This window comes from Flavobacterium selenitireducens, from assembly GCF_014748335.1.
Taxonomy (GTDB): domain Bacteria; phylum Bacteroidota; class Bacteroidia; order Flavobacteriales; family Flavobacteriaceae; genus Flavobacterium; species Flavobacterium selenitireducens.
Genome location: NZ_JAAVIY010000007.1, coordinates 95,902 through 118,122 on the forward strand (window position 1 = coordinate 95,902; position 22,221 = coordinate 118,122).

The following is a 22,221-nucleotide window of genomic DNA, read 5'->3' on the forward strand; positions in this document are numbered from 1 at the left end:
TAAAAATATGAAATCGATTTCCTGATTCGGATCTTGTAATTTTCCGCTTCCGATTTGAAAAAAACGGTTTCAAAATCAATCGCGTATGAATTTATCGCAAAACGATCGTCGGGCGCGAAACCTGCTTTAAAAACACTTTCCTTTGTGTCGATAACGCTAACAATGAATCAATTATGCCTATCAAGAAACGGTTTGCCAAGACAAAGCCGGTTTGCAAAGTGACGTTTTCGATAGAGGCGAAAGACGCTCAAACGGCGTCGGTCGCAGGTGATTTCAACGGTTGGGATGCGAACGCCGGATTGTTGACCAAACAAAAGAACGGCGTGTTCAAAGGTGTTTTCGATCTTCCGAAAGACGCATCGTTTGAATTCCGATATGTCGTCGACGGTAATTATCGCAACGAGCCCGAAGCCGACGCTTTCCGCCACAACGACTTCGCCGGAACCAACAACAGTGTGCTCAATACATAAAAAAATCGCCTTTTCGGAGCCGATTCTCAGTTAGGATTATTTTCTGGTAAACAAAACTTTATACCGGTCGCGGTAGGCGTAAATCAGGAACAGATTCCCGATGAATAACAGCGCGGCCATTGCGATGGTTTCCGGGGCCAGGAACGCGTGGAACAGGAATGCGTTCACCGATATCGGCAGGATCACGAGATTGGCCAGGGCAACATATGATCGCGTCACGAAAAAGATTCCGCAAAGCAATTCCAATACTTTTACGAGCGGCATAAGGTAAACCGTGGCTTCCGCTCCGGCATTCCATTTCATCACGGCGTCAGACATTCCGTCGGTGCTCGGAGGCGGAATCACGCCAAACATAAAAAGGAAATACGTCACCGAGGCGAACAATAGGATCAGTCCGACAAGCACGGATACGACAATAGTGGCAATTCTCATAATTTAGTGGATTGGTTAAACGATTGGTCATCCGAATTTACGCTAAAATTTCGCATTCGAAACCATGCGCTTGCATGCAGGATATCACGGCACTAACTTCAAGTATAGCCGATTCGACCCGCAACACCTTGTCGCAATCCTCCAAATCGAACGTGATCGAGGAAGCCGGGGCGTAATCCCGAAGACGCGCGATCATGGCTTCGGCCTGAGCCGGTTCGGTGACGTCCGTTCTGAAAATCTCTACCATTTCAGGCTGGCCTGGCGGCGTTCAATTTATGGAAGCTGTTGTACGACAACGCCAGGATGACGAGCCATATCAACGGGAAAATCGCGAAAAATCCGAATCCGTCCACGCAAAAATGGCTGATTGACGCAAACAGGAAATCGAATGCGAAACCGGCGTAGGCCCATTCCTTAACGCGCTTCGGAAATTGTGGGACAATAAGGATCAGGCAACCGGCGATCTTGAAAATTACCAGCGCCGTACCAAAATATTCGGGATAGCCCAAATGTCGTATGCCTTCTTTCGCCATTTCGGTATGAGACGTGAACGCAGGGATTACGCCTTCGAAAATGGCGATGAGCGCGGTCGTGACCCAAAATATAATTCTGAGCGTTTTCATGCTAATACGATTTTAGTTAATGATTTATGGTTCGAAATCCAGATTATTTGAGCTCTGAAAGGATTAGTTTTTTCTGTTTGAACGTGTTGACCATCGCTTTTTCGCGCACTTTCGGATCATCGCTGTTGATGAGCTCGAAATATTCGACGGGAACGACTTGCCACGACAAACCGTATTTGTCCTTGCACCAGCCGCACGAGCCTTCCGCGCCTCCGTTCGCGGTCAAGGCTTCCCAGTAATAATCCACTTCTTCCTGATCTCTGCAATTGATGACGAACGAAACCGCCTCGGTGAACTTGAACATCGGACCCGCGGCCAAGATGCTGAATTCGCTTCCGGCAATTTGTATCGTCGCCGTCTCGAAACTTCCGCCATCTTGGCCGTTTTCCATCGGCGGATTCTTGTATTTGCGGAACTCTTTGAGCTTCCCGTCCTTGAAAATAGAAAGATAGTAGTCCGCGACTGCTTTGGCGTCTTTCTCGACCCAAAGGCATGGCGTTATTTTTTGCATGATCGGATTGTTTTTTTCGGTTGAAGTTTTTATTGCGGTCGTGTCAGTCGCGATATTGTCCGTGGATTTCGGTTCGGCATTTCCACAACCCGTAAGCGTCGCGATTGCGAACATTACGAAAAATCTAAATTTGTATGTTTTCATCTGAAAATATTTAAACTAAACGAAATTGGGTTCGGATTTTTATTTCGGAACTTGGTTCATGTCCATATAGAAATACGACCAGATATGGCCATCGAGGTCGGTGAAGCCATATTCGTACATAAAACCGTGGTCTTTCGCGGGAATCGGAGTCGTGGCTCCGGCGGCAACGGCGACTTTTACGATTTGGTCTACGGCTTCGCGGCTTTCGCAATTGAGGGCGATGATCGACTCGTTGCATTTCGAGGTGTCGCAAATCGCTTTGGACGTAAAGCCAGTAAAAAAAGGCTCTACAAGCAACATGACAAAAATCGACGGTTCCTCGATGATCATGCAAGTGGCGTTGTCGTCGGTAAAATCGGGATTGAAAGTGTAGCCTAGTTTCGTGAAAAATTCGACCGATCGGTTCAGGTCTTTCACTGGCAAGTTGACAAATATGGAAGTCGGCATAACATTTTGGTTTAAGATGATATCCAAAAATAAATTACTTCATCGAATCAGGAGATGTGCGAAAGCGACGTATAAAAGGGTGAATCGCGCCAGTTTGGAACACGAGCGGTCCATGCATCAATAGTGTTGGGTGGCTTTTACCGCGATAGGCAAGTTTAAGACGATGCGCACATTTTTGCCGCGGCTTTTCGCAGGCGTCCACAATCCTGACTTGCGCAGCATCTTTCGGGCTGCCTCGTCCGTTTCCCTGTCGATTCCGTTGACGATCTTGATTTGCCCGATGCGGCCCTCTGCGGTAACCTCATAGGAAATCAGCAGTCGGCCGCCTTTTGTGGTCTCCGGCGTCTTAAAATTTTTTGAGACGAAATGAAAGAAATCAGATGTTTTTTCTTTGTAAGTCGGAGGATTGAAAAGCGAAGTGTATTGATAGCTTTTTCCGGAACTTTTTTCTTTGCTCTCGCCCGATATCAATTCCCCTTCGGAATCATATGTCTCTTCGAAGGTGATCCCGCGCCTGAAATCTTCGCCGACCCATTTCCCGGTGCGCACTTCATTTTTGACCTGCCCTTCCTCGTGCAGCCATTGCTGCCGATCTGAGTAGCGGCCGTCTCCGTTGATGACGGTTTGCTCTCCAGCTTCGTTCCAAAACTGGGAGATCAGCGCGCGCGAGACGATAAGTTTGTGGCCCTCGACCTCAATCATCTTTTGTATGACATAGCCCAAGGAGTGCGGTTTGCCGTTTTCGTACCAGGTTTGGATGCCTCCGGTGGGATCGCCCAGCTCAAACTGTTTTTCTGATTTTTTGGAGCCGTTTTCCCAAAATTCTTGGACGATGCCGTGGTACATCAGTTTTTCGTTGGAAATCGACCGCCCTTTTTCAAGCAATCTTCCCGATTTGTAGTACGTATTGGCCAAAAACGCCTCAGGCTTGGACGGATCTGGCGCAAAAGTGCGGTAAAAGCTGTGTTTGTCAGCCTCGGTTTCGGTCATTGTCGAATCGAGGTAAACCTTAGACAATTGTGCGTTGGCGCCAAACGACAAGGCCAGCAACGCCAGTAGAAATTTAGTCATATCAAACAGCGACGATTCCTTTAATGTGTGGGTGCGGATCGTAATCGACGAGCGTAAAATCTTCAAATTTGAAATCGAGGATATTCGTTACATCGGGATTCAGTATCATTTTCGGCAACGGACGCGGTTCCCGTGAAAGCTGCAATTCTACTTGCTCGAAATGATTGTTGTAAATGTGCGCATCCCCGAATGTATGGATGAAATCGCCAGGCTGCAATCCGACGACCTGCGCGACCATCATGGTGAATAGCGCGTAGGACGCAATGTTGAACGGAACGCCCAAAAAGATATCGGCGCTGCGTTGGTAAAGTTGGCACGACAGTTTCCCGTCCGCGACATAGAATTGGAAAAATGCGTGGCAAGGCGGAAGCGCGGCTTTTCCGTTTGCGACGTTTTCTTCAAACGACACCGACGTGTCCGGCAAAACCGAAGGGTTCCAGGCCGAAACGAGCATACGGCGGCTGTTCGGGTTTTTCTTGAGCGTTTCGATCAATTCCTCGATCTGGTCGATTTCCTCACCGTTCCAGTTGCGCCATTGGTAGCCGTAAACCGGCCCGAGATCACCGTTGGGATCTGCCCATTCGTCCCAAATTCTCACGCCGTTCTCGTTGAGGTATTGGATGTTCGTATCTCCTTTAAGAAACCACAACAATTCGAAGATGATCGATTTCAGGTGGAGTTTTTTTGTCGTTACCATGGGAAAACCTTCAGACAAGTCGAAGCGCATCTGGTAGCCGAAGACGCTCTTGGTCCCGGTTCCTGTCCTGTCTCCTTTTTGTACGCCATTCTCAAGGACGTGCTTGACGAGGTCGTGGTATTGTTTCATAGTGATTGTTTTGGTTCTATCAGGGCTTGCTCGCCCGAAAACATACTTCGGGACAAACATAATCAGCGTATAAAAGTAAAATAACGGGTGTTAATAGTGACCGATTCGCTTCAAAAGAAATGAACAACGGTTGTTGAAAGGTGGTGTTTTGGAAAGGCGCTTGCGTGAGGGATGGCAGCGGCATCCTTTTTTGCTTCGTCTTTGTTGCCGTTTCACCCGGGCGAAGACGGCAAAAAAGATAAAGCGGACAGCCCGACGGCGGCCGCTCTAAGTCGTTCCGGGCTGGAACAGCGGTGCCGCCGTCACGCCCCAAAAAAAAGCCCGGCAAAACCGAACTTTCCCTATATGACCAGGGTACAAAATTTAATAAACCTGATTAGATCACGATTCTCTCCTCGAAATCTCGTCGCGTATCTTCGCCGCTTTTTCGTAGTCTTCGTCACGCACGGCGCCGTCGAGCATTTCGTTGAGTTCGGACAGGCTATGCTTTGCATAACTGTCTCCGGCCTGGTTCGATTCCTCGCCCATGCCGAAAGTCTCCGGAGCAGACAGGACATCGTCGTGCTGCTCGCTTTCCGGTGTGGCTTTGAGGTAGATCCCGGCTTTGTCGAGAATATTTTTGTAGGTAAAGATAGGGGCGTTGAAACGCAACGCCAATGCGATGGCGTCCGATGTGCGGGCGTCGATGATTTCTTCGATCTTGTCGCGTTCGCAGATGATGCTCGAATAAAAAACGCCGTCCACGAGCTTGTGGATGATGACCTGCTTGACGACAATGTCGAAACGGTCTGCAAAGTTCTTGAACAAGTCGTGCGTTAGCGGGCGGGGCGGACGAATTTCCTTTTCGAGCGCAATGGCGATCGACTGTGCCTCGAATGCACCGATGACTATTGGAAGTTTGCGGTCTCCGTCAACTTCATTCAAGATAAGGGCATAAGCGCCATTTTGCGTCTGGCTGTACGAAATCCCTTTTATTGTAAGCTTCACTAAACTCATGTTGCAAAAATACAATTGCGTTTTGATTTCGCAAGGATTAGGTAATTAGATAATTTGTCAATTAGTCAATTAGGTGATTAGTCGATTAGATAATTAGCGAATTAGCGAATTAGCGAATGAGGTGATTAGTCGATTAGATGATTAGTCAATTAGATAATTAGTCAATTAGAGAATTAGCGAATGAGGTGATTAGTCAATTAGATGATTAGTCGATTAGATAATTAGCGAATTAGCGAATGAGGTGATTAGTCGATTAGATGATTAGTCGATTAGATAATTAGCGAATTAGCGAATGTGCGAATTAGCGAATTAGCGTATGAGGTGATGAGTCAATTAGATGATTAGTCAATTAGATAATTAGTCAATTTGACAACCAAGTTATGGGTCGGGTTACCGGGGCCTTATTCGCTAATTGTCACATTCATTAACTACCCATTCGCTAATTCGCTAATTCTCACATTCGCTAATTAAAAAAAAACGGCTCCGAAATTAATCGAAGCCGCTTCCTAAGCTAGTTTGGGTTAGTAAACTAAGCGTTATTTGCTTTGAATTCCTTGATCTTTTCGGTCAGTTTCGGAACGATTTCGAAAGCATCGCCCACGACACCGTAATCGGCCACTTTAAAGAAAGGAGCTTCGGGATCTGCATTGATGACGAGTTTTACTTTCGAGGCGTTGATTCCCGCAATGTGCTGGATCGCACCTGAAATTCCAACGGCTACATAAAGATTGGTCGCAACAGGCTTACCGGTTTGCCCGACGTGCTCGCTGTGAGGACGCCATCCCAGGTCCGAGACCGGTTTCGAGCAAGCCGTGGCCGCGCCCAAAGCCGAAGCCAGGTTTTCGATCAAGCCCCAGTTTTCCGGGCCCTTAAGTCCGCGACCTCCAGAAACGACGACTTCTGCGTCGGCGATCGTCAGTTTTCCGGCCGTCTTGTCTATAGATTCGGTTTTGATGTTGAAATCCGCATCGTTCAGGGACGGAGCAAAATCCTCTTCGGAAGCCGATGAAGCGCTCTCAAACACACCGTAAGAGTTTTTGGCAAGCCCGAGTACTTTCACGTCGGTAGCAATTTCGGTAATGTTGAACGCCTTCATCGAAAACGCGTTGCGCTTTACCTGGAAAGGCGAGGTGCTTACCGGCAAACCGACCACGTTCGAAGCGTAACCGGCGTTAAGCCCGACGGCCACCAAAGGCGCGAGGTACAAACTGTCTGTCGTCGACGACAACAAAACCAATTTCGTCCCTTCTTTCTGGGCCGCCTGCTTGATCACGTCGGCGTAAGCCTTCGCGTTGAATGCCGACAATTTGTCGTTCGTCACTTTCAGGACCTTGTCCACGCCATATTTCGACAATTCGGAAACATTGGCTGCATTCACGGTCACGGCCGTCACGGTAGTTCCCAATGACTCGGCCACTTTTTTTCCGTAGGAAGCCAGCTCGAAAGCCACTTTCTTGAATTTTCCTTCGGATGATTCTGCGTATATTAAAATTGACATTTTTTTAGTTTAAAGTTTAGGGTTTAAAGTTTGGGCGTGTCCCTCCGGGTCGGGCTTTCCGCTTCAATCTTTTGTTCCGCTCCGCTTCACAAAAGGATTTCCGCTTCAATCCCTCACGCAATCCCGTTCTTATATAACTTTCGCTTCGTTGTGAAGAGCGCTTACCAATTCGTCGAGATTGTCTACAGTGAACATTTTGACCGCGCTTTTAGGTGCCGGTTTCTCGAACTTCACAGTTTTCGTGTTCGCCTCAGATCCGACCGCTTCCAACACCTGGAGTGCCTTGGTTCGTGCCGTCATGATGCCGCGCATGTTCGGGATCCTAAGGTCTTTTTCTTCTACAAGACCTTTTTGCCCGCCCACGATTAGCGGCAACGAAGTCGAAAGGGTTTCTTTTCCGCCGTCGATTTCACGCGTGGCTTTCACGTTCGTCCCGTCGACAGTCAGGCCGATGCAGGAGTTCACGAAGTTCGCTCCCGTCAAAGCCGCCAACATTCCCGGAACCATTCCGCCGTTGTAGTCCAACGATTCTTTCCCGCAAATCACGAGGTCGTATCCGCCGGTTTTGACGATTTCCGCCAACTGCTTGGCTACGGAGAGGCCATCTGTAGGCGTGGCGTTTACACGTATCGCTTCGTTCGCCCCGATGGCAAGTGCTTTTCTAAGCGTGGCTTCGGTTTCAGGCCCACCGACATTCACTACGGTGACGTTCGCGCCTTGTTGCTCCTGGAACCACACGGCGCGCGTCAATCCGAACTCGTCATTAGGGTTGATCACGAACTGTACGCCGTTTGAGTCAAAATCGGCGTCACCGTTGGTGAAGTTGATTTTTGAAGTAGTATCAGGCACGTGGCTGATGCAGACTAATATTTTCATTTTTAATGATGAAGTTTAGAATTTTCGCTGCCGAAGGTAAGGAATAAAAATAAAAAATGTACTATGCATGCATAATAAATTTACCTATTATATCGATTTCGTAAACGTTAAACCAGGATCCTTGTCAAATAGCCAGGCCCAGCCTAAAGAATGTTGCTATTTTTCGAATCTTTAACGCGTACCGGCTAAACAAGGCAACCGCGATCGCCCGCCCGATTGCCAATTGTGACGTCGCACCCGCAAGTCAGGCGGCCACGCGCGCTTCCGACCCGAATTTCCTTAAAATCTTATAATGCGATTTGAGTGCGCATAAAAAAGTGCGGTTCTCTATATAAGGTATGTTGAATTCCGCAGCGGTTTCTTTCAAAATCTTCCCGATTGTGGGATAGTGGATGTGGCAGATCGTCGGAAACAAATGGTGTTCGATCTGTCGGTTGAGCCCGCCCAAAAGGAAAGCGGCGATCCGGCTTTGGGTCGAGAAATTCGCGGTAGTGCGCATTTGGTGTTCGGCCCAATTCTCTTCGATGTTGCCGGAGTCGTTCGGAGTCGGGAAATCAGTGCCTTCGACGACATGCGCCAACTGGAACACGAGTCCCATCGTAAGTCCCTGGGCAAAATGCAGCGCGACGAATCCGATAAGGAATTCATACCAGGCGACGTCAAGTACCAAAAGTGGCAGCACGATGAAAAGAAAAATGTACAACGCTTTGTAAAAAAACAGGTTGAAATACTCGATTTTGGGATGTTTGTTTTCAAAAGGGCCCAAATTGGCCTGGAAGAACTTCTTGAAATCTTTTCGGAACAGCCACGACAACGACGCCAGGCTATAAAGCGGAAAGGCATACAAGTGCTGGAATTTCTGAACCGGGTAGATTTTTTCTTCAGGCGTAATGCGTATCAGGCCCGGCGCGATCTCAATGTCTTCGTCATGCCCCGGAATGTTGGTGAAATTGTGGTGGACCATATTGTGCGAAATGCTCCACACATAAGGATTTGCGCCTAATAAATTAAAGATGGAGCCCAGGATTTTGTTCGTGGTTTTGTTTGCCGAAAAAGAGCCGTGTATGGCGTCGTGGCAAACGTTGAACCCGACGAATGCGCTTACCACTCCCAAAGCTACCGATAACCCGAACATCGCCCACGGTGAAAAAACGTTCGAGATGATCAACGCATACAATCCGAAGAACAGAAACAGGTAAATTACAGATTTGATCCACATGGCCGAATTGGCTTGCTTGGACAGGTTGGCTTCTCGGAAGTAAGAATTGACTCGCGAATTTGCAGTAGCGAGAAATCGGGATTTTGACGATCCCTGGAATTTGACAGCAGATGACATGGGGAAAAAATAATGCAGCGGACTGCGGTAAATATGAAAGTTGGGAACTATCCCTTTTATTATAACTCTTTTATACGTTCGATAGTATCGTCAGGTTCGGCAATGAGCAAAGATTTAACATGAAACGAGCTTTTTTTGGGAAAGTACGGCCTTTTAAGTTACTTGGCACCAATAAAAGCGCGTAATTTGAAGAAATTTCTTAAATATGGAAAAACCAAACTTCAATATAGCGGTATTGATCGATGGCGATAACGCCCAGCCGAAGCTGCTCGGGGCGATGCTCGAAGAGGTGTCGAAGTACGGAAAGGCGACGATCCGACGGATTTATGGCGACTGGACGCAGCATCAAATGAACGGATGGAAGGATATCATCAACCAGTTTTCGTTCAATCCGGTACAAAAATTCTCGTATACAAGCGGGAAAAATTCAACCGACGGCGCGCTCATCATCGATGCCATGGACATCCTCCACGGCAAAAATATCGACGGATTCTGCATCATCTCAAGTGACAGCGATTACACCGGCCTGGCCAAACGCATACGCGAACAAGGCATCTTCATGATGGGGATCGGCCAAAAACAAACGCCGAAAGCCTTTGTGCAATCGTGCGAGATTTTTACGTTCAGCGAGAACATCCTGGCCTCTACATTGCGCGAGGCCGATGTGGAAAATGTAGAGGTATCGCCTCAATCGAAGCCTGAAAAACTTGATACATCGTTTATCGATAAGGCCTTTGACATATCGTCGACGGAAGGAGAAGAAGAAGTATATGTGTCCAAATTAGGACTTACGCTGCGCAAAATGGATCCTAGTTTCGATGCGCGCGCTTACGGATTCAAGAATCTGACGCAACTTTTTAAAAGTCTTCCGCACTACAAAGTTTTGCGCAACGAACAGAATCCTGTCGTGCAACGCGAAGTCAATATAGAGCCGAAAAAAAATCAAAAATATTCGAGGACGTCGCCCCAAAAATTAAAAACTTTTAAAATAAATCACTAAAAAACTGATTAATATTAATTTAAGACTACCTTTGTCACTTAATATTTTTTACAAAATGAAAGAAGGAACAATCAAATTTTTCAATGAAGCAAAAGGCTTCGGATTCATCACTCAAGAAAACGGCGGTGAAGATTTGTTCGTTCACGTAAGCGGCCTTAACGGTCCGGTACGTGAAAATGACAAAGTAACCTATTCTGTTGAACAAGGGAAAAGGGGACTTAACGCAGTAAATGTAACGGTTATCTAAAAGATATTTGCTACCTGTACCAAGAGCCAGCCTGATGAGGTTGGCTTTTTTTTTATACGTGAAATCCGTAAGCGCAAAAATGACATTTTATCGGTACTTTAGCCTGACAAGTATTCAAAATGAAAGTAGAAGATTCAGCGTTGCAGCACGACATCGACAAAATCAGCAAGATTGCGATCGTTCCACAGTTACTCGACGTAATTTGCCGCACCACCGGAATGGGATTTTCGGCTATAGCACGCGTCACCGAAGATAAGTGGATCGCTTGCCAGGTAAAGGACGACATCGCTTTCGGACTGGAACCCGGCGGAGAGCTCGAGATCGAAACCACGATTTGCAATGAAATACGGCAGAGCGGGAATGCTGTCGTGATCGACCACGTATCCGACGATCCTGATTTCGCCCATCACCATACGCCCGCGATGTATGGCTTCCAAAGTTATATTTCCGTGCCGATTTTCCGGAAGGACAAGACATTTTTCGGGACGCTTTGCGCGATAGATCCGCATCCGAGGAAACTCAACAACCCACAGATCACGGGAATGTTCACGCTTTTCGCCGACCTGATTTCCTTCCATCTCGAAGCCGTCGACCAACTCGACACGAGCCGCAATGACCTGCTCATCGAACGCGGTTTCAACGCCGAACTCGAAGATAGGATCAGGGAGCGCACGGATCAATTGGAGCAAAAGAACGAGATGTTGCTCAAAACCAACCAGGAACTTCAGGAGTTCAACTACATATCGAGTCACGATCTACAGGAGCCGCTGCGCAAGATACAAACCTTCGTTTCCCGTTTGCAGCAAAGTGAATCCGACGGGTTATCCGATAAGGGAGTCCACTATCTGCGCAAGATTTCCCAGTCTGCAGAACGCATGCGACTGTTGATTGACGACCTGCTTTCGTATTCCCAAACCGACAGGGAGCGCATTCCGTCCGAAATGACCGATTTAGGGCCGATCGTGACGGAAGTTCTCGACGATCTGCACGAGCAAATTGCTGAAAAATCGGTTGAGGTTGAAGTGGGGCAGATGTGTTCGGCCAACGTCATCCCGTTCCAGATGTCGCAGTTGTTCTACAATATAATCGGGAATTCCGTTAAATATGCAAGTGACCAACGACGACCCAAAATCATCGTGCAGGCCGGGATCGTCGAGAATGGCAGCCTGGTCAATCCGACGCTCACGGCAAACCGCTACTGCCACATCAGTATTTCAGATAACGGCATCGGCTTTGATCCACGCTACAACGAAAAGATTTTCGGGCTTTTCCAACGGCTTCACGGCAAGCAGGAATATTCGGGAACCGGCGTCGGGCTTGCCATCGTAAAGAAAATAGTCGAAATTCACAACGGGATGGTTTTCGCCAGCGGGAATGAGGATCACGGTGCAAAATTCGATGTGTTCCTGCCCGTTGGATCGACACTCTAGAAGCTTCACCGGAATCTCCCGCTTTTCCTGCCAAACAAAAAACACCTGCCCTTTTGCAACAACAAAAAGAAACCCTATTTTTGCTGTTCGAAAATCAAAAAAAATAATGAGAACAATCCAATTCCGTGAGGCCGTTTGCGAAGCGATGAGCGAAGAAATGCGCCGTGACGAATCTGTATATCTGATGGGTGAGGAAGTGGCCGAATACAACGGCGCCTATAAAGCTTCCAAAGGAATGTTGGACGAATTCGGCCCTAAGCGCGTCATCGATACGCCAATCGCGGAGCTTGGTTTCGCCGGTATCGCGGTCGGATCGGCCATGAACGGCAACCGTCCCATCGTCGAGTTCATGACCTTCAACTTTTCCCTTGTCGGAATCGACCAGATCATCAACAACGCTGCGAAAATGAGACAAATGTCGGCCGGGCAATTCCCGATGCCGATGGTTTTCCGCGGCCCGACGGCTTCGGCAGGACAATTGGGCGCGACGCACTCGCAAGCATTCGAGAATTGGTTCGCCAATACGCCGGGCTTGAAAGTGGTCGTTCCATCTACGCCATATGACGCGAAAGGACTTCTGAAGTCAGCCATCCGTGACAACGATCCTGTTATTTTCATGGAATCGGAACAGATGTACGGCGACAAAGGTGAAGTTCCTGAAGGAGAATACACGATACCGCTTGGTGTTGCCGATGTCAAACGAGAAGGGAAAGACGTGACGGTCGTTTCTTTCGGAAAAATCATCAAAGAAGCGTTGGCTGCGGCCGAAGAATTGGCAAAAGAAGGCATCGAAATCGAAGTCATCGATTTGCGCACCGTGCGTCCGATGGATTACGAGGCGATCCTTACATCCGTAAAGAAAACCAACCGTTTGGTCGTGCTTGAAGAAGCCTGGCCGTTCGCATCGGTTGCGTCTGAAATTACGTACATTGTCCAGGAACGTGCATTCGATTATCTCGACGCGCCTATCCAACGCATCACGACTGCCGATACGCCGGCTCCATATTCTCCGACATTGTTGAAAGAATGGTTGCCAAACGCTCAGGATGTGGTCAAGGCCGTGAAAAAAGTCTTGTACAAGAAATAAACGAAATAACCGTTATATTTGAACTTCACCTTTTACGGTGAAGTTTTTTTTTCGATGAGCAACAAACATTCGGTTTTCAGCCTTTTCCTTTTACTGTTTTTGACGACTGCCTTTGGCCAGACCAAGGTTAGCGGAATCGTTATTGACGATACGAAACTCCCGGTTCCTTACGCCAACGTGCAGTTCAAGGGCACGACCCAATCTGCGGTCACGAACGAAGACGGGAAATTCTATCTCGAATCGCCCAACACTTATAAGACGCTCGTGGTCTCGTTTATGGGATACAAAACCAAGGAAGTCGAATTGGCCAAGTCCGTCAATTACGATTTTTCGATCACGCTGCTTCCGGACAACCAACTCAGCGAAGTGACGATCTATACCGGGAAAACGTCCAAGAAGAACAATCCGGCGCTCGACATTCTCCGCAAGATATGGGAACGCAAGCGCAAGAACGGCTTGTATATGTTCGACCAATATCAAATGGAGAAGTACGAAAAAGTCGAATTCGACATGAACACCATCGACAGCGCGTTCATGAAGCGCAAAATCTGGAAAGGCATGGAATTCATCTTCCAGCACGTCGATACATCGGATATTACCGGGAAAACCTATCTGCCGATTTTTATCAACGAACAACTTTCTGACGTTTACGGCGACAACGACAAAAGCAAAAAGAAAGAAGTCGTAAAGGCCACAAAGAATTCCGGATTCACCGGCAACCAGCAGATCCAGGCATTTATCAAGGATTTGTATGCCGAATACAACATCTACGACAACTATCTCCTGTTTTTCGACAAGAGCTTCACGAGCCCGCTTTCGCGCACCGGTATCGACGTTTACAACTATGTGTTGCGCGACACGGCCGTCATCGACAACAAAACCTGTTACAACATCGTGTTCTATCCGAGGCGCAAGAGCGAGCTTACGTTCAAAGGTGATTTTTGGGTAGCCGATACGACGTGGGCGATCAAATCGATCAATATGGCGGTCACGAAGTCGGCCAACATCAACTGGGTCAAGGATATTTACATCGAGCAGGAATTCGAGGTCGTCAACGATTCCGTGTTTTTGCTGACCAAAGATTATATGATGTCTGATTTTTCCTTCAGCAAAAAGGATGAGTCAAAAGGTGTTTACGGCAAACGGACGACGTATTACCGCAATCACAAATTCAACCTCAAAAAGCCTGAGGAATTCTATAAACAGGATGTCAATTTCCTAGACACCTCGATTTACCAGAAGGACGAGGAATATTGGCGAAAGAACCGCTTCGAGGAACTTAACAAAGACGAACAAGGCGTTTACAGCATGCTCGACACGCTGAAGACCGTCAAGAAATTCCGGCGTTTGTACACGGGCGTCGAAATTCTGGCGAGTGGCTACGTGAATTACGACTGGTTCGATTACGGCCCGATCTATTCGTCTTTCGGATATAACGAAGTCGAAAAGTTCCGACTGCGCGCCGGCGGACGTACTTATTTTGGTCCGAACGATCCGTGGCGACTCGAAGGCTACACGGCTTACGGATTCGGTGACGACAAGTTCAAGTTCGGTTTATCCGGAAAATGGATGATCGACAAGAAAAGCCGCGTCATCGTCTCGGGTGGTTATCGTCGCGATGTCGAGCAAATCGGCGCTGATTTGACGTCCACGAACGACGTCCTGGGCCGCAGCAACGCTTCGTCTTCGGTTTTTGCATCGGGAAGCAACGGGAAACTCACGAACATCCAGCTCGCGACGGCCGCGATAGAATTCGAACCTGTCAAAAACTTCCGTGTCAAAACCGGGATGTCGTACCGCACGTTGCGCTCGGCCAACAATTCGGACGAATTCAGCCTCGATTATTACACGACCTTGCCAACCCAGAACACGCCGGGCGTCGTCGCGAGCGAGGTGCGACAATCCGAACTTCAATTCGAGGTCGACTGGACGCCAAAGCGGCAAACCATCGGTTACGGCGTCGAACGCGACATCGTCGACAATCCGTACAGCCGCATTTTCTTCCGAGTCAGTTCGGGTATCGAAGGCATGTTGGACAGCGATTTCGAATACCAGAAACTGCAACTGTACTATCGTCAGCCTATCATTATTGGCGCCATCGGACGTTCGTTCATCACCACCGAAGTCGGGAAGACCTACGGAACGGTTCCGCTTGGCCTGACGAACGTCGTGCCCGGAAACCAAACCTGGTGGCAAATCGACAACACGTTCGCCAACCTTAATTTCTACGAATTCCTCGCTGACGAATATGTGACGATGCATTGGGAGCACAATTTCCAGGGCAAGCTTTTCGCTCGGGTTCCGGCTCTGCGCAAACTCAACTGGCGCGAGATCGTCGGTGTCCGCGCGGTGTACGGGACGATTTCGGACGAAAATAAAGCCATCAATGCCAGTGGTTTGATCTATCGCGCCCCGGAGAATGTTTATTACGAATACGGTTTCGGTATCGGCAATATTTTCAAGGTCTTCCGACTTGATTTTTCATGGAGAGGAAATTATTTGGATTTGCCGGATGCAAGACGGTTTGCGATCAAGGGTTCATTTGGTTTCTATTTCTAAATTTTTGTGGATGGTTTAAAAAGCCCCCACCACCCACCCTAAATTTACCGCGAGACACCATATCCTCCTTACAGAAAAATTGTACATTTTCTTAAAACCTAGCAACGCTCTCCAACCCCGGCATGAAAGACATTCTCAATCTGCTGTGCAACAAGGACCCGATCCTCAAATCTGTAATTGAAACCTACGGAAGTCCTGTCGTACAATTACGCGAACAAGGGTTTGCCGCGATGGTTCACATTATTTTGGAACAGCAGGTTTCGATCTCGTCGGCAAAAGCCACTTATCGCAAAATGCAGGATCACTTCGGGGAGCTGATTCCGTCAGAGATGCTGTCCGCTTCCAACGAGGAATTTCGGGCCCTTGGCGTTTCCCGTCAAAAAACGTCCTATATAAAAGACATGGCGTCCCGCGTAGAATCCGGCACGCTCGATTTTGCATCGTTCCCTGGGAAAACGGTAGAAGACGTCACCTCCGAATTGCTCGCGATAAAAGGCGTCGGAATGTGGACGGTGGAAGTTTATCTTATGTTTTGCCTGCAATCGCCAGATATCATCCCGTTCGGCGACATCGCGATCCGCAAAGCCATTCAGGAATTGTATGGCATCCGAGACGTCGATGAAATGTCCGAACTGGCCCAAAACTGGGCGCCTCACCGCACGCTTGCCTCTTATATCCTGTGGCATCATTACCTTGCCAAACGCAATAGGCTGTAAGCTTTTCCATTTTCTTAAAATTTGTTTCCCACTAATTTGTAAAGTAGGCTTTCCGTTCTTAAAAATTTCCTATTTTTGCAGCCGTTAAAAAAGATATAAATAACTAGATTTATGGAAGAATTTATAATTTATGTGCCGATTGCCATGGCTTTGATTGGGCTCCTGTTCATGTCCGCAAAGCGCTCATGGGTCCTGAAACAAGACGCCGGTGACGGTAAGATGAAAGAAATTTCAGATTATATCTACGAAGGCGCGCTTGCTTTCCTAAAAGCTGAATATAGATTACTCGCATTTTTTGTCCTCGGAGCGAGCGTCGCTCTTGCAGGGATTTCTTTCATTGTGCCAACGACACACATCCTGATCGTGGTCGCGTTTATTTTTGGTGCTATCTTTTCGGCTTTGGCTGGAAACATGGGTATGAAAATCGCCACCAAAACCAACGTAAGGACTACACAAGCCGCCCGTACGAGCCTTCCGCAGGCGCTGAAAGTTTCTTTCGGAGGCGGAACCGTAATGGGATTGGGCGTTGCCGGTTTGGCCGTTTTAGGTCTTACCGCATTCTTTATCTTCTTCTTCCACTATTTCATGCACGGCACCTGGACATCCACTGCCGACATGACCATCGTGCTCGAAACGCTAGCCGGATTCTCGCTTGGAGCGGAATCTATCGCGTTGTTCGCCCGCGTTGGTGGTGGTATCTATACAAAAGCGGCCGATGTTGGCGCTGACCTTGTCGGAAAAGTAGAAGCCGGAATCCCGGAAGACGATCCGCGTAACCCAGCCACGATTGCCGATAACGTTGGTGATAACGTGGGTGACGTTGCCGGAATGGGTGCCGATTTGTTCGGTTCTTACGTTGCGACGGTTTTGGCTGCCATGGTTTTGGGTAACTATGTCATCAAAGACATGGGCGGAAACATTGACGACGCTTTCGGCGGAATCGGTCCGATCTTGTTGCCGATGACCATCGCCGGTTTCGGAATCCTTTTTTCTATCATCGGAACGATGTTGGTGAAAATCAAGGACAACAACGCAAAAGAAAAAGAAGTACAAGGCGCTTTGAACATCGGAAACTGGGTTTCTATCGTGTTGACGGCGATCTCTTGTTTCTTCCTTGTAAAATATATGTTGCCTGAAACGATGAAGATGAGCTTCTTCGGAGAAGGACTGAAAGACATTTCGTCTATCCGTGTTTTCGGTGCGACGATCGTAGGTTTGATCGTGGGCGGTGTGATTTCATCGGTTACGGAATACTACACAGGTCTAGGGACGAAGCCGGTCTTGGCCATCGTCCAAAAATCATCAACCGGAGCAGGAACCAACGTAATCGCTGGTTTGGCGACAGGTATGATCTCAACTTTCCCTACCGTTTTGCTTTTCGCAGGCGCGATCTGGGGATCATATGCCTTGGCAGGTTTCTACGGAGTTGCTTTGGCGGCTTCTGCAATGATGGCCACGACGGCTATGCAGTTGGCGATCGATGCTTTCGGGCCGATTTCTGACAACGCCGGTGGTATCGCCGAAATGAGTGAGCTTCCGAAAGAAGTACGTACAAGAACCGATATCTTGGATTCAGTCGGTAACACGACGGCCGCTACAGGAAAAGGTTTTGCGATCGCTTCTGCAGCCTTGACGTCACTGGCACTTTTCGCCGCTTACGTTACGTTTACAGATATCGACGGAATCAACATTTTTAAAGCTCCTGTTTTGGCGATGCTTTTCGTCGGAGGTATGATCCCGGTGGTTTTCTCTGCTTTGGCGATGAACTCTGTAGGTAAAGCCGCAATGGACATGGTGTACGAAGTACGTCGTCAGTTCCGCGAAATCCCGGGCATTATGGCCGGAACAGGAAAACCTGAATACGGAAAATGCGTCGAGATTTCCACTAAAGCCGCTTTGCGCGAAATGATGTTGCCGGGTGTTTTGACTATCGGTTTCCCTATCGCGATCGTGTTGCTTGGCAAATTGATCTATTCAGACAACAACCAACTCGTTGCCGAAATGCTTGGAGGCTACATGGCCGGAGTTACCGTTTCCGGTGTTCTTTGGGCGGTTTTCCAGAATAACGCCGGTGGTGCTTGGGACAACGCCAAGAAATCGTTCGAGGCAGGTGTCATGATCAACGGGGAAATGACATATAAAGGTTCGGATGCTCACAAAGCGGCCGTGACCGGAGATACGGTTGGAGATCCATTCAAGGATACTTCAGGACCGTCTATGAACATCCTGATCAAATTGACGTGTCTTGTAGGTCTTGTCATCGCTCCGATTTTGGGCGGCCACAGCACATCTGAGGAAATCGTCGAAACCAAAGCGATCGAGGTTGTGGCTCCTGCTACAGGAAACACAAGCAAGGAAGTCTCCATCGAAAAGACACAAGCTGTAGATGGTACGGTAACTGCTGTTGTGAAAACGACAAGTTCAGTAGGAGATGAGGCTCCGGTAACTTCAGAAGTTACGTTCAAAGGAACAGAAGCCGAAATCCAGGCCAAGCTGGACTCGATCAGGAAGTAAATTCCGATCCGATAAAAAATAGAGGCGTCCACGACAATGGGCGCCTTTTTATTTAACTAAATGTCATCGTTGCGATCGCTATCATTGCTTTATATTTACGGCTTAACCCAATACCATAATTATGAAAAGAATTTTATTCGCCTTGATCTTCTCGGGCTGCTTCCTTTCCGGGTATTCCCAAACGGATCGGTCGTGGAAGGCGGTTACTACTTTAAGCGGAAAGGTAGCCAAGAACGCTACACGGCAATCTTTCCCTACGGAATTCAAGCTTTTCCAGCTTCAGGGTTCGGAACTGCGCCAGGTTTTACAGACGGCTCCCAAACGCGATCTTTCCCAAAGACGCGCCGGAGTTGTGATTTCCCTGCCGAATGCAAACGGCGGAGTCGAGCGTTTCGAGGTGTTGGAAGCGTCCAACTTTGACGATGCTTTACAGGCCCAATTCCCGGAAATCCGGGCCTACGTCGGGACTGGAATCGACGATAAATCGGCTACACTTCGGTTGAGTTCGGACACGAACGGTTTCAGCGGCATGGTAATGCGCGTGGGAAATCGCACCGAATTCCTTGAAAATTATTCCGAAGATGGAAGCGTTTATGCCGTTTTCCATTCCTCACGAAATAAAGGTGCCTTGCCTTGGACGTGCGGAACTGAAGACCAGGCCGTCGCGTCTGAAGTTAGCCGACAAATGGAATTGCCTCACGCTCCTGCATCAAACACAGGCGAATTGCTGACATTCCGTTTGGCGATGTCGTGTAACGGGGAATATACCCAATACCACGGCGGAACTGTCCCGTTGGCGCTCGCTGCAATAAACAATACGATCACAAGGGTTAACGGTGTCTTCGAGAAGGACTTTGCCATCCGCCTTTCGATCATCGCCAACACGACTTCCGTGATTTATATCAACCCGCTTAACGATCCTTACACAGGGATGGGAAGTTGGAACAATCAGCTTCAAACCACGCTGACCGCCAACATAGGCGAAGCGAATTACGACGTCGGACATATGTTCGGCGCTTCAGGAGGCGGCGGAAATGCAGGTTGTATCGGATGCGTTTGCCAAACCGGTAAAGGCCGCGGTATTACTTCTCCTGCTGACGGCGTCCCGATGGGAGACACTTTCGACATCGATTACGTCGCCCACGAATTAGGGCATCAGTTCGGAGCCAACCATACATTTTCCCACGCGGTCGAAGGCACGAACGTAAACGTAGAACCGGGTTCAGGTTCCACGATTATGGGTTACGCCGGGATCACGGGTTATAACATCCAAAACAATTCCGACGACTATTTCGTCTACGCCAGCATCAAGCAGGTTCAGGACAATATGGTGTCCAAGACATGCCCGACGCGCACACCGATCGCCAATCCGGGCCCGGTTGCCAATGCCGGCGCCGATTATACGATTCCAAAGGGAACGGCTTTTATCCTTACGGGTTCGGCTACGGATGCCAATGGGGACACGCTGAGCTATTGCTGGGAACAGAACGATTCGGCTACGAACCAAACAGGAGGCGCAAGTGTCGCTTCGGTTACCAAAACGGGTGGGCCAACCTTCCGATCCTACGATCCGGTAGCGACGCCATCGCGTTATATGCCAAGGCTTGCCACGGTTCTAGCCAACTCTTTGGTTACGACAAGCAACGGCGTTCCACAAGAGGCCGCCTCGAATGTCGCGCGTGATTTGAATTTTGTATTGACCGCCCGCGATGTGGCGACGGGTGTCGGACAAACGAGTTCGGACGCCATGAAAGTTACCGTAAACGCGACGGCCGGACCTTTCGTGGTCACGTCTCCGAACACGGCGGTTTCCTACGCTGCGGGAACCAACCAAAACGTAACGTGGAATGTCGCTGGAACTACCGCAAATAACGTAAACGCGGCTTTCGTAGATATTTTCCTCTCTACCGATGGTGGACAAACCTATCCGATACAACTCGCCAGCCAGGTGCCGAACGACGGGTCCGAAACCATTACGATCCCGAACAACACCGGAACCACCAACCGTATAATGGTCAAAGGATACAATCATATTTTTTATGATTTGTCGAACGCCAATTTTTCGATAACGGCTCCGGCTTCTACATTTGCAGTCGGTTACAGCCCGGCTTCAGGCGGACAGAATAAAAATGCATGCGCAAGTTCTGGCGTGACGTACACGCTTCCGTATACTGCTTTGGGTGGATTTTCAGGATCGACAACGTTCAGCGTGACGGGCCAACCTTCTGGTGCAACCGCTACTTTCGCTCCGGCGACGGTTTCGGCTAACGGAAACGTTACGTTGACATTAAGTAACATGGCCACTGCTCCAAGCGGTTTGTATTCGCTGGTCGTAACGGCCACGTCAGGCGGAATGTCCAAAACGATCCCATTGTACTTACAACTTTTCGGAGCTGATTTTACGCCATTGGCATTGACAGGCCCGGCCAACAATACCAATCCGACGGCCACGACCGTTAATTTGACATGGGCAGGCCAACCGAACGCTACGGCTTACAACGTCGAGGTTGCCATTGACGAGCAATTTACGTTGTCGGTCCAGAATTATACTGTCGTCGGCACATCATTTCAATTGACTGGTTTGGCGGAAGCTATGACGTATTTCTGGAGAGTCCGTCCGGTCAACGATTGCGCGGTGGGTGCATTCCCAGCGCCATTCAGCTTCAGGACTGGGCAGGTAAGTTGCGGAATCAATTATACCTCGACCAACGTTCCGCTAGCGATCAGTGCGGCAGGGCCGAACACGATCAATTCCACGATCACCGTTCCTGCAGGCGTGATCGTTTCAAGCCTAACGGTAACCGCAGCCGGAACCCACACTTGGGTGAGTGACCTGACGTTCACGCTCATCAGCCCTTCGGGAGTACAGGTGCCGTTGGTGGCCGAAGCTTGTGGCGATAACACAGCTAACTTCAACGTGACGTTTTCCGATGCCGGATCGCCTCTGGTTTGTGGAAACAATCCGGCGATTTCAGGAACGGTAAGGCCGTTGAGCCCGCTTTCGGCAGTTGCCGGGCAATCGGGATCGGGAGTTTGGACATTGCGCATTGCCGATGCCTACGCTCAGGATGGTGGAAGCCTTACCTCGTGGAGCATTTCGATGTGCAGCCCTCAGCTTTCGGCTCCGGAGAACAACCTCGAGGATTTTGCGATCTATCCGAACCCGAACAAAGGAAATTTCAATATCCGCTTTACGCCAAACGGTTCAAATGATATCGAGGTCAACGTACACGATATCCGCGGACGCCAGATTTTCGGCAAAAAATACCAAAACAACGGTTTGTTCAACGAAAGCCTTCAGCTTGATGGCGCTTCGTCCGGGATTTATCTTGTGACGGTCCAAAACGGGAACGCCAAAGTGACCCGCAAGATCGTGGTCGAATAATATTTCGTTTATTTCTAAGAAGCCCTGCACATCGCGGGGCTTTTTTTATTGCC

20 protein-coding genes are annotated in these 22,221 nt (G+C 48.7%); 9 read left to right on the plus strand and 11 right to left on the minus strand.

Annotated elements, in window-relative coordinates; all coding sequences use genetic code 11:
- The first annotated feature begins 173 nt into the window (after window positions 1-173).
- Window positions 174-470 (plus strand): isoamylase early set domain-containing protein, encoded by a 297-nt coding sequence (locus HC229_RS11660; protein ID WP_191020668.1) that lies wholly within the window; start codon window positions 174-176, stop codon window positions 468-470.
- 36 nt (window positions 471-506) lie between these two features.
- Here the strand turns inward: HC229_RS11660 and HC229_RS11665 are convergent, their stop codons facing one another.
- From HC229_RS11665 to HC229_RS11715, 11 genes are all read right to left on the minus strand, one after another.
- A complete protein-coding gene (locus HC229_RS11665) occupies window positions 507-902 on the minus strand; it encodes a DoxX family protein (protein ID WP_191020669.1) in 396 nt (131 codons plus the stop codon).
- Window positions 903-939: 37 nt separating this feature from the next.
- Window positions 940-1,149 carry a hypothetical protein gene (locus HC229_RS11670; protein ID WP_191020670.1) on the minus strand — a complete coding sequence of 70 codons (210 nt, stop codon included), beginning with the start codon at window positions 1,147-1,149 and terminating at the stop codon, window positions 940-942.
- Window position 1,150: 1 nt separating this feature from the next.
- Entirely contained in the window at window positions 1,151-1,525 is a 375-nt protein-coding gene (locus tag HC229_RS11675) for a DoxX family protein (RefSeq protein ID WP_191020671.1), read from the minus strand.
- A 43-nt stretch (window positions 1,526-1,568) separates the two neighbouring features.
- Window positions 1,569-2,180, minus strand: coding sequence for a VOC family protein (locus HC229_RS11680; protein WP_223845594.1), 612 nt, complete (start codon window positions 2,178-2,180; stop codon window positions 1,569-1,571).
- 39 nt (window positions 2,181-2,219) lie between these two features.
- Window positions 2,220-2,627 (minus strand): VOC family protein, encoded by a 408-nt coding sequence (locus HC229_RS11685; protein ID WP_191020672.1) that lies wholly within the window; start codon window positions 2,625-2,627, stop codon window positions 2,220-2,222.
- Window positions 2,628-2,744: 117 nt separating this feature from the next.
- On the minus strand, window positions 2,745-3,698 hold the full coding sequence (locus tag HC229_RS11690) for an energy transducer TonB (RefSeq protein WP_191020673.1): 954 nt from the start codon (window positions 3,696-3,698) through the stop codon (window positions 2,745-2,747).
- Window position 3,699: 1 nt separating this feature from the next.
- A complete protein-coding gene (locus HC229_RS11695) occupies window positions 3,700-4,524 on the minus strand; it encodes a thymidylate synthase (RefSeq protein ID WP_191020674.1) in 825 nt (274 codons plus the stop codon).
- 381 nt (window positions 4,525-4,905) lie between these two features.
- Window positions 4,906-5,520, minus strand: a complete 615-nt coding sequence (locus tag HC229_RS11700; RefSeq protein WP_191020675.1) for a bifunctional nuclease domain-containing protein — start codon at window positions 5,518-5,520, stop codon at window positions 4,906-4,908.
- A 529-nt stretch (window positions 5,521-6,049) separates the two neighbouring features.
- Window positions 6,050-7,018, minus strand: coding sequence for an electron transfer flavoprotein subunit alpha/FixB family protein (locus HC229_RS11705; protein ID WP_191020676.1), 969 nt, complete (start codon window positions 7,016-7,018; stop codon window positions 6,050-6,052).
- A gap of 129 nt (window positions 7,019-7,147) precedes the next feature.
- The gene (locus HC229_RS11710) at window positions 7,148-7,894 is read right to left on the minus strand and encodes an electron transfer flavoprotein subunit beta/FixA family protein (RefSeq protein ID WP_191020677.1); all 747 of its coding nucleotides are present in this window, start codon (window positions 7,892-7,894) and stop codon (window positions 7,148-7,150) included.
- A gap of 244 nt (window positions 7,895-8,138) precedes the next feature.
- Window positions 8,139-9,230: a fatty acid desaturase family protein gene (locus tag HC229_RS11715; protein WP_191020678.1), complete on the minus strand. Its 1,092-nt coding sequence runs from the start codon at window positions 9,228-9,230 to the stop codon at window positions 8,139-8,141.
- Between the two features lie 205 nt (window positions 9,231-9,435).
- Between HC229_RS11715 and HC229_RS11720 the strand changes: the two genes are divergently transcribed.
- From HC229_RS11720 to HC229_RS11755, 8 genes are all read left to right on the plus strand, one after another.
- Complete coding sequence (locus HC229_RS11720) at window positions 9,436-10,230, plus strand: NYN domain-containing protein (RefSeq protein WP_191020679.1); 795 nt, start codon at window positions 9,436-9,438, stop codon at window positions 10,228-10,230.
- A gap of 55 nt (window positions 10,231-10,285) precedes the next feature.
- The gene (locus tag HC229_RS11725) at window positions 10,286-10,477 is read left to right on the plus strand and encodes a cold-shock protein (RefSeq protein WP_191020680.1); all 192 of its coding nucleotides are present in this window, start codon (window positions 10,286-10,288) and stop codon (window positions 10,475-10,477) included.
- 119 nt (window positions 10,478-10,596) lie between these two features.
- Window positions 10,597-11,907 (plus strand): GAF domain-containing sensor histidine kinase, encoded by a 1,311-nt coding sequence (locus tag HC229_RS11730; protein ID WP_191020681.1) that lies wholly within the window; start codon window positions 10,597-10,599, stop codon window positions 11,905-11,907.
- Window positions 11,876-12,994: a pyruvate dehydrogenase complex E1 component subunit beta gene (locus HC229_RS11735; RefSeq protein WP_255508182.1), complete on the plus strand. Its 1,119-nt coding sequence runs from the start codon at window positions 11,876-11,878 to the stop codon at window positions 12,992-12,994. Before HC229_RS11730 ends, HC229_RS11735 begins: the two co-directional genes overlap by 32 nt.
- Window positions 12,995-13,048: 54 nt before the next feature.
- Complete coding sequence (locus HC229_RS11740) at window positions 13,049-15,553, plus strand: DUF5686 and carboxypeptidase-like regulatory domain-containing protein (protein WP_191020683.1); 2,505 nt, start codon at window positions 13,049-13,051, stop codon at window positions 15,551-15,553.
- Window positions 15,554-15,675: 122 nt separating this feature from the next.
- Window positions 15,676-16,269 carry a DNA-3-methyladenine glycosylase family protein gene (locus HC229_RS11745; RefSeq protein WP_191020684.1) on the plus strand — a complete coding sequence of 198 codons (594 nt, stop codon included), beginning with the start codon at window positions 15,676-15,678 and terminating at the stop codon, window positions 16,267-16,269.
- Window positions 16,270-16,380: 111 nt separating this feature from the next.
- The gene (locus HC229_RS11750) at window positions 16,381-18,783 is read left to right on the plus strand and encodes a sodium-translocating pyrophosphatase (protein WP_191020685.1); all 2,403 of its coding nucleotides are present in this window, start codon (window positions 16,381-16,383) and stop codon (window positions 18,781-18,783) included.
- Between the two features lie 121 nt (window positions 18,784-18,904).
- Window positions 18,905-22,168 carry a zinc-dependent metalloprotease gene (locus HC229_RS11755; protein WP_191020686.1) on the plus strand — a complete coding sequence of 1,088 codons (3,264 nt, stop codon included), beginning with the start codon at window positions 18,905-18,907 and terminating at the stop codon, window positions 22,166-22,168.
- Window positions 22,169-22,221: the final 53 nt, after the last annotated feature.

Excerpts from the sequence above, each read along its gene's own strand:
- HC229_RS11660 (WP_191020668.1), top strand. The coding sequence starts at position 174 with ATGCCTATCAAGAAACGGTTTGCCAAGACAAAGCCGGTTTGCAAAGTG.
- HC229_RS11665 (WP_191020669.1), bottom strand. The coding sequence starts at position 902 with ATGAGAATTGCCACTATTGTCGTATCCGTGCTTGTCGGACTGATCCTA.
- HC229_RS11670 (WP_191020670.1), bottom strand. The coding sequence starts at position 1,149 with ATGGTAGAGATTTTCAGAACGGACGTCACCGAACCGGCTCAGGCCGAA.
- HC229_RS11675 (WP_191020671.1), bottom strand. The coding sequence starts at position 1,525 with ATGAAAACGCTCAGAATTATATTTTGGGTCACGACCGCGCTCATCGCC.
- HC229_RS11680 (WP_223845594.1), bottom strand. The coding sequence starts at position 2,180 with ATGAAAACATACAAATTTAGATTTTTCGTAATGTTCGCAATCGCGACG.
- HC229_RS11685 (WP_191020672.1), bottom strand. The coding sequence starts at position 2,627 with ATGCCGACTTCCATATTTGTCAACTTGCCAGTGAAAGACCTGAACCGA.
- HC229_RS11690 (WP_191020673.1), bottom strand. The coding sequence starts at position 3,698 with ATGACTAAATTTCTACTGGCGTTGCTGGCCTTGTCGTTTGGCGCCAAC.
- HC229_RS11695 (WP_191020674.1), bottom strand. The coding sequence starts at position 4,524 with ATGAAACAATACCACGACCTCGTCAAGCACGTCCTTGAGAATGGCGTA.
- HC229_RS11700 (WP_191020675.1), bottom strand. The coding sequence starts at position 5,520 with ATGAGTTTAGTGAAGCTTACAATAAAAGGGATTTCGTACAGCCAGACG.
- HC229_RS11705 (WP_191020676.1), bottom strand. The coding sequence starts at position 7,018 with ATGTCAATTTTAATATACGCAGAATCATCCGAAGGAAAATTCAAGAAA.
- HC229_RS11710 (WP_191020677.1), bottom strand. The coding sequence starts at position 7,894 with ATGAAAATATTAGTCTGCATCAGCCACGTGCCTGATACTACTTCAAAA.
- HC229_RS11715 (WP_191020678.1), bottom strand. The coding sequence starts at position 9,230 with ATGTCATCTGCTGTCAAATTCCAGGGATCGTCAAAATCCCGATTTCTC.
- HC229_RS11720 (WP_191020679.1), top strand. The coding sequence starts at position 9,436 with ATGGAAAAACCAAACTTCAATATAGCGGTATTGATCGATGGCGATAAC.
- HC229_RS11725 (WP_191020680.1), top strand. The coding sequence starts at position 10,286 with ATGAAAGAAGGAACAATCAAATTTTTCAATGAAGCAAAAGGCTTCGGA.
- HC229_RS11730 (WP_191020681.1), top strand. The coding sequence starts at position 10,597 with ATGAAAGTAGAAGATTCAGCGTTGCAGCACGACATCGACAAAATCAGC.
- HC229_RS11735 (WP_255508182.1), top strand. The coding sequence starts at position 11,876 with ATGTGTTCCTGCCCGTTGGATCGACACTCTAGAAGCTTCACCGGAATC.
- HC229_RS11740 (WP_191020683.1), top strand. The coding sequence starts at position 13,049 with ATGAGCAACAAACATTCGGTTTTCAGCCTTTTCCTTTTACTGTTTTTG.
- HC229_RS11745 (WP_191020684.1), top strand. The coding sequence starts at position 15,676 with ATGAAAGACATTCTCAATCTGCTGTGCAACAAGGACCCGATCCTCAAA.
- HC229_RS11750 (WP_191020685.1), top strand. The coding sequence starts at position 16,381 with ATGGAAGAATTTATAATTTATGTGCCGATTGCCATGGCTTTGATTGGG.
- HC229_RS11755 (WP_191020686.1), top strand. The coding sequence starts at position 18,905 with ATGAAAAGAATTTTATTCGCCTTGATCTTCTCGGGCTGCTTCCTTTCC.